Source organism: Roseibium sp. RKSG952, from assembly GCF_009711355.1.
In genome coordinates, this window is record NZ_SMMF01000900.1 from 1 (window position 1) to 12,395 (window position 12,395).

12 protein-coding genes are annotated in these 12,395 nt (G+C 57.9%); 11 read left to right on the forward strand and 1 reads right to left on the reverse strand.

What is annotated here, in order from left to right; genetic code table 11:
* Positions 1-268: 268 nt before the first annotated feature.
* The 4 genes from E1297_RS16355 (at position 269) to E1297_RS16370 (ending at position 4,162) form a co-directional block, all read left to right on the forward strand.
* Positions 269-2,194, forward strand: a complete 1,926-nt coding sequence (locus E1297_RS16355; RefSeq protein ID WP_155140086.1) for an ATP-binding protein — start codon at positions 269-271, stop codon at positions 2,192-2,194.
* Positions 2,139-2,354 carry a hypothetical protein gene (locus E1297_RS16360; RefSeq protein WP_155140088.1) on the forward strand — a complete coding sequence of 72 codons (216 nt, stop codon included), beginning with the start codon at positions 2,139-2,141 and terminating at the stop codon, positions 2,352-2,354. Before E1297_RS16355 ends, E1297_RS16360 begins: the two co-directional genes overlap by 56 nt.
* 388 nt (positions 2,355-2,742) lie before the next feature.
* A complete protein-coding gene (locus tag E1297_RS16365; protein WP_155140090.1) occupies positions 2,743-3,159 on the forward strand; it encodes a hypothetical protein in 417 nt (138 codons plus the stop codon).
* A gap of 241 nt (positions 3,160-3,400) precedes the next feature.
* Positions 3,401-4,162, forward strand: a complete 762-nt coding sequence (locus tag E1297_RS16370; RefSeq protein WP_155140092.1) for a PhoH family protein — start codon at positions 3,401-3,403, stop codon at positions 4,160-4,162.
* A gap of 112 nt (positions 4,163-4,274) precedes the next feature.
* On the opposite strand, the gene E1297_RS16375 is transcribed toward E1297_RS16370, so the two are convergent.
* Complete coding sequence (locus E1297_RS16375; RefSeq protein WP_155140094.1) at positions 4,275-4,553, reverse strand: HU family DNA-binding protein; 279 nt, start codon at positions 4,551-4,553, stop codon at positions 4,275-4,277.
* A gap of 141 nt (positions 4,554-4,694) precedes the next feature.
* Here E1297_RS16375 and ruvB point away from each other — a divergent pair, with 141 nt between their 5' ends.
* The 7 genes from ruvB (at position 4,695) to pilP (ending at position 12,333) form a co-directional block, all read left to right on the forward strand.
* A complete protein-coding gene (gene ruvB, locus E1297_RS16380; RefSeq protein ID WP_155140096.1) occupies positions 4,695-5,687 on the forward strand; it encodes a Holliday junction branch migration DNA helicase RuvB in 993 nt (330 codons plus the stop codon).
* A gap of 46 nt (positions 5,688-5,733) precedes the next feature.
* Positions 5,734-6,507 carry a hypothetical protein gene (locus E1297_RS16385; RefSeq protein WP_155140098.1) on the forward strand — a complete coding sequence of 258 codons (774 nt, stop codon included), beginning with the start codon at positions 5,734-5,736 and terminating at the stop codon, positions 6,505-6,507.
* A gap of 498 nt (positions 6,508-7,005) precedes the next feature.
* Positions 7,006-7,743 (forward strand): hypothetical protein, encoded by a 738-nt coding sequence (locus E1297_RS16390; protein ID WP_155140099.1) that lies wholly within the window; start codon positions 7,006-7,008, stop codon positions 7,741-7,743.
* A complete protein-coding gene (locus E1297_RS16395; RefSeq protein ID WP_155140101.1) occupies positions 7,740-8,582 on the forward strand; it encodes a toxin co-regulated pilus biosynthesis Q family protein in 843 nt (280 codons plus the stop codon). Before E1297_RS16390 ends, E1297_RS16395 begins: the two co-directional genes overlap by 4 nt.
* Before the next feature lie 21 nt (positions 8,583-8,603).
* Positions 8,604-10,283 carry a secretin N-terminal domain-containing protein gene (locus E1297_RS16400; RefSeq protein ID WP_155140103.1) on the forward strand — a complete coding sequence of 560 codons (1,680 nt, stop codon included), beginning with the start codon at positions 8,604-8,606 and terminating at the stop codon, positions 10,281-10,283.
* Positions 10,284-10,295: 12 nt separating this feature from the next.
* Positions 10,296-11,630 carry a type 4b pilus protein PilO2 gene (gene pilO2, locus E1297_RS16405; protein WP_155140105.1) on the forward strand — a complete coding sequence of 445 codons (1,335 nt, stop codon included), beginning with the start codon at positions 10,296-10,298 and terminating at the stop codon, positions 11,628-11,630.
* Positions 11,593-12,333 (forward strand): type IV pilus biogenesis protein PilP, encoded by a 741-nt coding sequence (gene pilP, locus E1297_RS16410; RefSeq protein ID WP_155140107.1) that lies wholly within the window; start codon positions 11,593-11,595, stop codon positions 12,331-12,333. The genes pilO2 and pilP overlap by 38 nt, the downstream gene beginning before the upstream one ends.
* The last annotated feature ends 62 nt before the right edge of the window (positions 12,334-12,395 follow it).

Genomic DNA, 12,395 nt, shown 5'->3' on the forward strand with positions numbered 1-12,395 from the left:
GCGCTCTTGACCCCTCCCTAAAGGAAGGGGGTTGCCGCGCTTCTGGATCACAGACCGCCTTCCTGCGCTTGTCCGTTCAAAAAACCGTGGTATTTTGCCTGACGATTTCTCCTGCATCGCCTTGAGATTCTGCTAGCTAACTTGAATTATTTTTTCCATATTTTCAGTATATGTGAACGGTTTTCGTAACGAGCTCTTTCTCATCCAAAATTGCATGAACACTGTTGAGTGTTCATGCTGAATTTCCAATCCAATTCAGGCACTCACAATGACATCGAATTCTTCCATTGCCGTTGTCGGCAGTCCGTCATCCACAATGGAGCTTACACTTGACGTTATGGATTCGGCATCGGATCGACGTCTTGTAGGCGGAATGGTTTATTACGATCTCCGGCAGGAAGACCGCGCGGTCCGCGTTACAGGACAGATCACCGAATTGCAGATGCGGAATGCCTGGCATGAGAAGGATGCTATGCGCAACGTTATCAAGACACGCGGGTCCATTCCGACGATGACAGGAAGCCAGGATACACGTACTGCTGTTCTGTCGGCCGGAGCCGCCTTCAGCCGACAGAGCGAAGATGACTTTTGGAGTCATGAGGTTGTCGGAACGGTTCCATCTGCCGGTACGAGCGTCAAGCGCCTTGACCAGGCGACGTTAGACGGTCTCGTCGAGGCGCAAAAGCGCGACCTGTTCTACGTCGGCAAGGCGTACGGCGACGACAGCGTTTCCCTGCCCATGTACGTCAAGCACTTCGGCAATCCGGCGACGGGCGGTCAGGGCGAAGCGTATCACAGCCTGATCGTTGGTAAGACCGGGTCCGGCAAGTCGACGCTCGCCAAGTTCATGCTGGCGGGATACTGTCGGCACGACGACATGGCGCTCCTGATCGTAGACCCGAAGGGTGAGTTCGCGGACGAGGTCGCCGGATACGAGGTTGGAGACAGCGGCCTGCCCTTTCGGGGGATCCTGAAAGGCTTGAGCCGCCCAGCTCGTCGTTACGGCATCACGCAGATCCGACTCGAGGGCTATGAGCTGTTCGAGGACGTTCTCGGGTCGCTGGGACTCGACAAGGATCTAAACATTCGCGGTGCCGACAACAAGGTGGAGCTCGCGACCGCCATCGTCGAAATCATCCGGGCGAGCGACGAATTCACCCTCGAAACGTTGCGTCCGAAGAAATGTCTCGAGAAAATCCTCGAGAGAATCGCCGATGCTGATGACGGCTACGTTGACCGGATCTACAAGTCCAAGGAGCCTCAGGATTCCTTGCGCAAGGAGATCGAACGGATTATCGGCAACGAAAAGCATCGCATTTGGCAGACTTGGGACTTCCTTGGCTTCCTCTTCGAGCGAGGAGACGGATCCAGACCGACCGTCGGTCAGGTCGTTCGGGGGCTGATGGAGAGCGATACCGGTGAGCGTCCCTTGGTCGTCCTTGATCTCTCCGTACCGGGCAACCGCCGAGATCTGGAGGATATCGGAGATGACTTCCAGGCTGCGCTCGATGAGGATCGCGACCTCTTCACTGACGCGCTTCAGAAGAAGGTGATCTATCGGATTGTCAGCGATATGCGACGGCTGGCTGAAAAGATCGTTTCCGACCGCCTTCGCAGGGGTGACCGCCGGAACGTAAATACGCTCGTCGTTTTCGAAGAGGCGCACCGTTTCGCCCCCAAGAGCGTTCCAGTCGACGAGGAGGACGCAAAGAAGCTCAAGACGAAACTGATCGAGGCCGTTCGAGAGACCCGGAAGTTCGGTCTCGGTTGGTTCTTTATCGACCAGACCATCGGTGGTCTGGACAAGGAGATCACCCAGCAGGTGCGTTGCAGCTACATCGGCTACGGCTTGAATATGGGTGAGGAACTTGACCGCGTTCGCGAGATGGTTGGCGCAGATTCCCGCGATGTCTCACTTTATCGCTCCTTCAAGGATCCAGCCTCCTACGGCAAGCCGAAGGATAAACGTTTCCCCTGGATGGCTTTCGGTCCCGTCTCCCCAATGGCGGCCAACCATCCTCTTTTTTTCAACGCGTTCGACGGCAACGGGTTTGCTTCGATCAATTCTCTTCCGGTTGATAGTTCCGACCGGCCAATGCGTCTCCCCACTGCGTCGATGATCGGACACGGAAAGGGGGGTGGCAATTATAAACCTGTTTCCCTATCCGAACTTCCCGACGACATTCTCTCATGAAGCCTCCTGGAGCGCCGTCCGGGACCATGTCGGACGGGATGCCGTCGTCGTGACCGACGACGGCATCAACACCAACTACGTGGAGAGTTTCTTCAGCCGGATCCAGCGGGCCTATGTCGGAGTCCACCGCCGCTTCTCTCCGGGGATCATCGCCGGATGAACAAGGGCCAGCTGGTAGGACTGATCCTTGCGGACGTCATTCGAAGCCTGGCATCCCGATTGCCCTGCGGTTAATGGCGGGGAATAAGTTGGAGGATTCGGATCTGGGGGCCTTCGGCGCATAAGGCATTTTGACTAAGCACACGGAAACACAAACGGGATCCCTAAGGATCCCGTAAGGCGGTCGGCATTAAGCCAGACCCCGTGGCAGAGCCAGATACTCTAGGTATGCTGATATTTTGTCGAGGTCAAGGGACTCGCAAAACTCACGCGGCGATTTCTCACATATTGCAACGAGTTTTTTCAGGTTGGGTGCCTCGATTCCTAAAAATTTGTTGACGAGTTCCTGCTTTTGTGTGTTCCTTGAGCCGTTCACATGGATTCAGATCATGCAAGACACATCGCTCCCGGATTTGAGGGTCGGCTTCTCCGATGTCGTTCGCAGTCTCCTTTGCCTGACCGGTCCCGACAGGGGGCTGGATGTCGTCGTGCATGCGATGCTGGGTGGCGGGAAATTCAAGCCCGTCGTCGGGCCGGAGGATCTGAGGCACCACATGTGGCTGTTCGACCAGATTCCTCGTTACACCGCAGATGCCTCGGCTGTGTCCGTGTTGGCTTATCGGCACGGATTTCAGGTCACGCTCGACGCTCTGCCGGATGGGTCGCATCAGGCGGTGATGTCTGATCCCGAGACCGGGGTTTCCAAGTCCCTCACGGGGAGGCATTCCGCCGGCGTAGCTCTGGTTTCTTTGATCGCGGCTCTGCGCTCCAGGATGACTTTAGTCACGCCGGTCGTGGCAGCGTAAACATCTGGCTCAAGAGAGGTTTTGAGATTTCCTGCGTCCGGGAGACCATTGCGTCAGGGACTTGAGTAAGGTTCCGCAGTGGAGGTCGGATGAAATTTGGTAAATCCGGAAAAATGATCGATCGCCCGGGGTGGACCGGGAAGTGTTTTCTTCGGCCTTTCAAATTCAGGGGTGCGGCAGTGATGCCGCGCCCTTTTTTTGTTGTCGATCGTGTCCGAGCAGACCTAAGGGAGTTCAATTAATGGGGCGTGCGCAGCAGAGGAAATCGGATCGCAGGATCAGGGCGATCAACGAGACGATGCTCGAGGGTGGATCAGTCATCGACATGGAACGCTTCAGCGGGGACAAACGTGGCTCGATGAACGCGGTCCCCCGGAAGCTTCCGAAGCCTCGAAACGACAACCAGCGACGTTTCGTGGAGGTGATTGAGAATTCGGACATTTCCTTCGGTGTCGGTCCCGCGGGCACGGGCAAGACCTTTCTGGGCGTTGCGACGGCGGTCCGCCTCTTCAAGGCGCATCCGGACAAGTACACCCGATTAATCCTTTCTCGCCCGGCGGTCGAGGCTGGAGAGCGTCTCGGCTTTCTCCCGGGTGATCTGAAGGACAAGGTAGATCCCTATCTTCGGCCTCTTTACGATTGTCTTTTTGACTTTCTGGGTCCGAAGGCCGTCCCAGCGATGATCGACCAGAAGATCATCGAGGTCTGTCCCCTGGCCTTCATGCGCGGCCGCACGTTCAATAATGCTATCATTCTTCTGGATGAGGCGCAGAATGCTACCAGAGGCCAGCTGAAGATGGCGCTGACCCGCCTCGGATACTCATCCAAGATGATCATGACCGGGGATCCGGATCCTTCTCAGAGGGATCTCCTGGATAGCGAAAGCGGTTTATCGCCCGTTCTCGAGTGCCTAGAGGGTGCCCCCGGTGTCGGTGTCGCAAGGTTCGATCGCGCCGACGTCGTGCGTTCGAAGATCGTACAGACCGTCATTGAGCGTCTGTAGTTCCAAACAAAACGGCCCCCGAAACCGAATTCGGGGGCCATTGTTTTTTCTTTTGGTATTCTCCGGTCAACGTCTTCCCCACCCTGAAGGAAGGGTTTTACCGCGCTTCTGGTCAGCCGGCGTTGACTGCGGCCTTGAGATGTTTGCCTGGCTTAAGACTTACCCGGCGGGCGACCTCGATCATGATTTCCTCGCCCGTCTTTGGATTCTTGCCGCGCCGGGCTGGCCTGTTCTGCACCTGAAACGTACCGAAGTTGACGAGCCTGACCGCCTCCCCCTTCACCAGGGAGTCCGTGATCGTGTCGAGCACCGCTCCGACAACTTCGTTCACGATCTTTCGGTTCACCGCGGTCTTTTCCGCCACGGTCGCTTCGAGGTCCAGCCTGTTCATTTCTGTTTCCCGTTCTTGGTTCGACGTGAATTCGGCGTTTCCCACTCAATGATTCGAGTAGCTCAAGATTCAGGTTTGAAGTGAACCGTCTCCGTGTCAAGCTCGGTAAACAAGGATTCAATACTTGGAAACGGACCTGCAATGGAAGTCGACGCGACCGTCGTGACATTACCCGACACATCCGAGTCCGAGGGCGTCCCGCGTCCCGGCAGCTTGCGCGAATTCATCGGTCAAAGTCATGCCAAGAAGAACCTCGAGATTTTCTTCGCTGCCGCTCATCGGCGGTCGGAGCCTCTCGACCATATCATCTTCAGCGGCCCTCCAGGGCTGGGGAAAACCACGCTGGCGCGGATCGTCGCCGGCGAAATGGGGGGAGGTTTCAAGATGCTTTCCGCTCCTTCCATCCAGAAACCCACCGACATCGTATCGACGCTCGTTACCGCCGAGCGGGGCGACATCATCTTCATCGATGAAATTCACAGGCTTCCGGTACCTGTCGAGGAAACGCTCTATACCGCGATGGAGGATTTCCGGATCGACCTCATCGTCGGCGAGGGTGCCGAGGCGAAGTCGGTTTCCGTTCCTCTCGAGCGATTTACGCTAGTCGGTGCCACGACGCGCAAGGGCGCCCTCTCCGTCCCGTTGCTAGATCGTTTCGGCATCTCCGTTGATCTCCTTCATTACACCGAGAACGAGATGATCCTGGTTCTGGAGAGGGCTTCCGATAAAATAGGGATGTCCTGCGGTGCGGGCGCGTTGTCCGTCATAGCCTCTCGCTCCAGAGGAACGCCGCGGATAGGGCTCCGCCTCCTTAAGCGGGTTCACGACTTCGTTCTGGCGCACGATTCCGAGGAGCTTACGGCGGAGGCCGCTGCTCTTCATCTCGACAGTTTAGGTATCGATGCCAACGGTCTCGACGAGAACGACCGTCGCTACGTAGAGTGCCTTCGGGGTCGGTTCAGGGGCGGCCCTGTCGGACTGAAGACGCTGGCGGCCGCGCTCGGACTGAACGCCGACACGATAGAGTATTCGATGGAGCCCTATCTCATCGTGAAGGGTATCGTGGACAGGACACCTCGGGGACGAATCCTTATCCAGTCCCGCAGGGAGGGTCAAGGACTCATTCTCTCTTGATATTGTCAACATTTTTGTGCATGTTCGCCGTTATGGAGAATTTGAAGTGAACGCAGTCTCGCCGCGCCTCAACGCGGAACGGGTTAGAATATCGGTTACGGCCGTTTATTCCGGCTCGGCCGTTCTGCTGAACTGGGGGCATACTGCCAAGGGCGGAATGACTATCGAGACCGTTCTAAAAGATTGCGGACTCATGGATGTCCATCCGTTCAAGGGAATGGGATGCGGCAAGGAGAATGGTCAGCGTTTTCGGATTTTCGTTGCGCTCGGCGAGACGAACGACGATCTCGCTGATCAGATTTACGCCGGCGAAGCCGTTTTGATGAAGTGGTCGGACGACAGCATCAACGGAACCACCTGTCGCTTCCTGATCGACGGCGGCCCAGACGGGGCCAACGGGCGTCACCCGTGCGAAGGTCTGTCCATCGGCCGCCGCGAGGGCGAACCTCTTATTCTCAGTGCTTGGGCGGTCGCCGATGACGAACGTCCGGAGGATCCCGGACGGGCGCGCCGTCGGTCGCGTACGCCGTTCTTCGAACAGAGCGAGGTCAAGCAGGCCGGCATTCTTTGTCGCGATGACAGGTTCGCGAGTTTTATTGCCGGTATCGAGGCAGAACTCCTTATCGGCAAGTTGGTCAGCCCGCGCCCCGAGGAAAATCACTCGGAGTACGCGGCCGCCGTCGTCCGGTCCTACCTCGACATCGCGAGCCGGGCGGAATTGGCCCACGACACCGTTAAGGGTCAGAAATCTCGGGAAAAATGGGTTCACCTCGTCAACCGATACATGGATCATATGAACTGGTCTGGACTTCGCGGTTGACCCCTTCCTCCAAATCGTTTTCGCGTTTTGTTCCGTCCTTGTCGCGTGAACTCGTTTTGTGTTTGCGAACCAGGGGCTTACGTTTACGAGTATCGACTTCGATGACTTCGTAAACTGGTCCGCGAAAAGCCCATGCACAACGTATGCAATATCAGAGATCCCGAGCTTTGGGGCAAGGTGCCCTCGCACCAGCGAGTGAGTGCCTACGTGCACCTTGTTGACAGCATGCTTGATCGCGTCGATGGCGGCCGCCGGACACCTGAACCGACATGGCGAATCGGCGAGCGGCAGTGATCTATGACTCCGCCGTCTTTATGGATTCGATGAAAAAAGCGTTGACCGATCCTTTTTCCTTCTCCTACCCTTGAACCTGTTCCCGCCCATTGGGGACTTGGTGAGGTTGTTCATTCAGTAAGCGGACAGATGGCATAAGGGTCGTCCCCAGCGCGGCGACACGCATGGATGCGTGTATCGAATTCGTCTTTTGGGAACCCGGTAATGACAGTCACAACCGTTGAAGATTTCTTCTCCTGGTCCGCTCGCCAAAACTCCGCAGGCTCGTCCGTTCGCTCGCCTTTCGACATTGGCCGTGCGCTCGGTTACTCGCCGGCCGTCATATCTTCTTGGAAGCGTCTCCCTTCCGACCACGCCGCGCCCGCGCGTCTTTGCCGCCTCGTGGACATCGTCGAGACTGCCGGTGTCTCCGGCTCCGTCGTCGCGACGCCGGAGATGATCGCGGAATCCCTCGCTGACATCCGCGTTGAGGACTTCTTCGCTTGGTGCGCCGACTTCGATTTCAAGGATTCCGAGGGCAATTTCGCGAACAAGGAGATAGGGGCTGCCTTCAACCTGTCCCAGCAGACCATCCGCAACTGGCAGAAGCAGGACCAGTCGTCCCGGCTGCCTATCTGGGTCGGCTACGTCCTCTTTCTTTTTGATCTGCACGCGGACCTGAGCGACAGCGGGACGTGGGTGTTCCCTAAATCCGAGCCCCCGAGCGTTCGGGACATCATGGACTGGCGTCATCGCGCGGGACTTTCGAGCTACGAGGATGTCGGGTCCGTGTTTAGCATCACGCGTCAGGCCGTTTACAACTGGTACAGCCGCGGGCGTTTTCCAAAATGGCTTGGTTTGGCTTGCGCCGGCCATGATGCCGTTTTCAGATCAAATAGTGACGAAGTTCCGACTGGTTGGAATTCGTCTTTAAATTCTCGCAGGAACGGGGACACGAAATGAGTATTTTGAAATCGCGTCGCGGTGGTGTTTTGGGTCTCGCCGCTCTTGCGCTCGCATTGACCACGGCTGCTTCTCACGCTTCGTACGAAGGATTCGGGAAAGACATCCCTCTGTCTTCGGCGGTCGGTGAGATCGTTCCGGATGGTTGGAAAATCGAATACGCCGACGGTGTGGACGAGTCAACGGCCATTTCCTGGGGCGCGGACTCCGATTGGAAGGCGTCCCTTTCGAGCGCGCTCTCCAAGAAGGACCTGAAGGCTGCCTACGGCTCCTCTACTGTCCTGATCGAGAGCGCACCCAAGGTTGCCTCGCGTCCTTATGCCGCCTCAGCGTCGGTTCCATCGAAGCGGTCTTCGTCGACGGCTTCCGTCACCAAACCGCGTATGCCCTCCAAGCCCAACAAGCCCGCGATGAAGACCGCGGCGGTGGGTGGCAGCGGCGGCTTCACGATGGTTCCGTACGAGGAACCCGCCGTTCATAAACCTTCCGGTGACGGGATAGGTGGAAAGGGGTCGGTCGACAAGGACGGATGGTCTGCTTATGCGGGCGATGCCGTTCTCGAGCCAGGACTTCAGGATGGCCACTACCACGCCGTCGTTGACTACACGCTTCGCACGACGCTTCAGGAGTGGGCCGATGATGCTGAATGGAAGCTCGTCTGGGACTCCGGATACGACTACATGATCGATGCAAGCGCCTCCTTCTCCGGCGACTTCGTCGAAGCCACAACCGCTCTCGCCGATGCCATGTCGGCGGCTCGTCCCCGCATCACGATCAACTTCTACAAGGGCAATCGCGTTCTCGTCGTCTCGAACGATGCCGCGGACCTGGTGAACTGAGACCGGAGGTTTTAGAGAGAAATGAACAAGTCACGAATTCTTCCGGCCCTTCTGCTGCCCTTCGTCGCCGCTGGTTGTCAGGTGAGCCAGGAGGCGGCTCGAAACACGGCTGACGTGCGCGATCAGGCATCCGGTCTTCTGCCGATGGCGGCCCAGCCGCTCGGCGCGAAGAACGTTGATCCAGTCAAGGTCAGTAACGGCGTCTACGTCGGTAAGCGCGCCATCGAGAACGTTCACGGCGACCCGCTCCCTTCCAAGTTTGAGCGTAAGGACGGTATCACGATCTCTCGTCAGGAGCCGATGACGCTTCGGGAGATTGCGACGGCGATCACCAAGCAGACGGCGATTCCGGTCGTCCTGGCATCCGTCCCCGTTTTTGAGAGCGCGGAAACCCAGACCGAGGACCCGAGCGTCGGCGGGCTTGCCTCCGGACCTATTCCGGAAGGGTTTCCCCTGGAGCAGGCCCTGAGTTCCATTAACGGAGCGCAGTCCATCGAGGCTTCTGGCATGTCCGTCACCGAGGAGAAGCTTCCGCTTCGCTTTACGGGCAAGTTGAGCAATCTCCTCGACGTGGTGACTGCTCATTACAACGTCGCATGGCGTCATAGCGGCGGTAAGATCGTCCTCGATCAGGTCGTCAGCCAGAGCTTTGACGTTCCTGCGCTCCCCGTCGTCGCGGAATTGGCGTTTTCGCTCGATGCCGAAAGCAACAGTGATGGAGAGACGTCATCGGCAACGTCCGGTCAGTCGGCATCGACGGAGTCGACCACCGACCTGTGGACCGAGATCAACGAAGCGCTGGAGTCTCTGGTTGGTACGAGCGATTCCTCGGGCAACACCTATTCGATCAGCAAGACCACGGGCGTGGTGAATGTCACTGCCGATCCGGCAACGGTTAAGCGCGTCGCCAACTACCTGAAGGGCATCAACGAGCGCCTTTCGGAACAGATCGCCATCAGTGTTCGGGTATATTCCGTTGCTCTCCGGGATTCGGAGAGCTTCGATTTGGATGTTGCCGGACTGATTGAGAAGGCTGGCAAGTACGGCATCGGTGTCGGCAACGGCGTGCCGGGCGGACAGGTGCCGTCGGCCACCGACGGCAACGCCGGTTTCGGTTGGGCGCTCCTGGACACGGATTCCAACTGGTACGGTTCCAACGCTCTCGTTCAGGCTCTTTCCGAGCGCGGCGACGTTTCGACCATCACCAACGCTTCGGTCACTACTCTGAATGGCGTGCCAGTGCCCTTGCAGGTCGGTCAGCAGCGCGACTACGTGAAAGACATCACCGTCATTACCGAGGATGGCGTTACGACGACAGAAATCACGCCGTCCACAATCACGGCCGGTTTTGGTCTGCATCTCGTGCCTCGCGTCGACCGTGATGGTGATCTGAACCTTCAATACGGCATCAACATCTCCGAACTGGTCGGCAGTAACGACGGTTTCGACAACTTCACGACGAACGAGCAGGTCGTTCAGCTGAAGCGCGTCAACCAGAGGAACTTCGTTCAGCAGGCGAAAATTCCGAACAACAAGACCCTGGTTCTGGCGGGCTTCGAGCAGGTTCGCTCAACCAACCGCGACCGCGGCGTGGGTCATCCGTTGTTCCCGCTGTTCGGCGGTGGCCGCAGTGCGATGATGGAGCGTGAAATCATCGTCATCGCTATCACGCCGACTGTGCTGGACCTAGGCAAGAAGTGATCGGGGATCTGAATGTCGAACGTTGAAGAAAATTTCGGCGGTAGCGATCTCGAGCTCGAGGAAGATTACCGCGAAGATGTCGGGAGCGGCGTCGGTAAGATTCGCGTCGGTAAGCGAGACTACGCGGTAGGTCTTCATTGGGATCTCGTAAACCAACCGTTACAGGCCGACAAGGAGGCACGTGGCCTTGCGCGCGATCCAAAGTTTCAGGCCGATTTCTACTGCGTTCGTCATGGCGGCACGCAGCAGTTCGGTCTTGGCTTCGCCCGCATGGGCCACCGGGCCAACATGCCCTCCTTGGCGGCGCATCTCGCTGCGGTAAACGGCGACAGCTGGCTCGGCGTCTTCGAGGTTGCCGGCGGATACTATGTCGTCGGGATTCAGTCGGACGGCGTCTTTTCCGAGACGGATCGCTTCTTCGAGGATGCCGAGAGCGCGCAGAGCTTCTTCGAGGAAATGCGCTCCTCGATGGAGGTTGGAGAGCTGTTTGCTCCCGAGGACTTCGGCATTCGTGACGCCCGCACCGTCTCCATCGATGTTCTTCTGGCTGGTAAGGTGCCGATTCGCCTGAAGTCCGTCGGTCGCAGTGGTTTCGTGGTCAAGGCCGTTGTCGCGGTCGGTCTGGTCACTGGTTTGATCGTCGGGACCAGTCTCTATCTCGACAGTCTCGAGATGGCACGTTTGCAGGAGGAGGCTCGCCTTCTCGCCCAGCGCGCGGCGCAGAGCGTTGGTTCTCAGCCCGAGGAGATCGATATCCCGTCGATGCCCTGGGAGGGTAAGTACCAAGGCGCCGCCGTCATCTCCGCCTGCGTCGAAAGCATCAACGAGTTTCAAACCTCGGTTCCTGGCTGGGAGGTTCAGGAGGTCATTTGTGCGGGGACGAACGCATCTGCGCGCCTCGTGAGAACCGGCGTTCTCGAGGACGGAGCTAGCTCGATCAACTGGATCTATCCCTACGTGAAGCGTCCCGGTTTCGACCCGGTTGTCAATCAGCCCGCGACCGGGTCTGCCGACATGGTCACGGTGGACTGGATCCTTGAGGAACCTCCCCTCATTCCGGTTGATCTCAAGACGGCTCCGCTTCTGGATGTTCGCAAAGCCTTGCTTGCGACGTTCGAAGGCCGAATGACCCGGATTTCACTCCAGAACGCCGATAGCAATGATTTCTGGCTGGGGATGAGTTTCAGCTTCTCCACCGACAAGGATCCGATGGCCTTCATGGACATCCTGTCGGCCATTCCGGGAATGATCGTCACACAGGTTCATCAGGACATCGCGACATCCAAATGGACTATCGAAGGAAAAGCATATGAACAACTTCCGCTTCCTGGGCCTCGGGCTCGCTAAAATCGCCGCCGTCACCACGGTTTCCTCACTGGCTCTCGGTTCCTTTGCGAACGCCCAGTCGGCATTCCCGGCACAGGATTCCCAACCCAGTCTGGCGATGCCGGGCACCGTGCAGCAGCAGCCCGCCATCGCGCCGCTTCCCAGCGGTCTGACCGCGGGCGAGGTCGGCAAGACGGCGCGGGACCTTTCGGCCGAGGCCAGTGATCTTCTGAAAAATTTCTCCAAGGGTTCCTTGGCCCCTGCAGAGGCGACAGACATCGAGGAGATATCTCGACAGAAACGTGAAATCCAGCGCCTCGAACACGAGCTGAAGAAGGTTGAGCTGAACGCCGAGATCTACGAGATCCTCAACCCGAATCAGACAGAGAACGATGCCCGCGTTGAAGATCTCGAGAACGAGGTCGAGCGTCTCCAGGCCGAGCTCATTGCTGCCGAGGAAGCTCCGATCGTGATCGAGCAGAAGGATCCGCCGCCCGTCGTCTCTGAAGTCCTTGGGGCAGCCGGGCGCATGGAGGCCAAAATCCTTGTTCCCTACATGGGTGAGGTCATCGCGCGTCACGGAACGGTGCTTCCAAACGGAATGAAGGTGACATCGATCACCTCCTCCGGCGTTCGCGTCATGGACGGCGACAAGTCGTTGCCTCTCGCCTTCGGAACCAAGGTTCCTTCCGTTCGTCCGATGGTGACTTCTGTTCAGCGTTAATTGTTGTTCGATCGATCCCGGGGTTGCGGGCCGTCTGAGGACGGCTCGTTCTCAAGAATAGC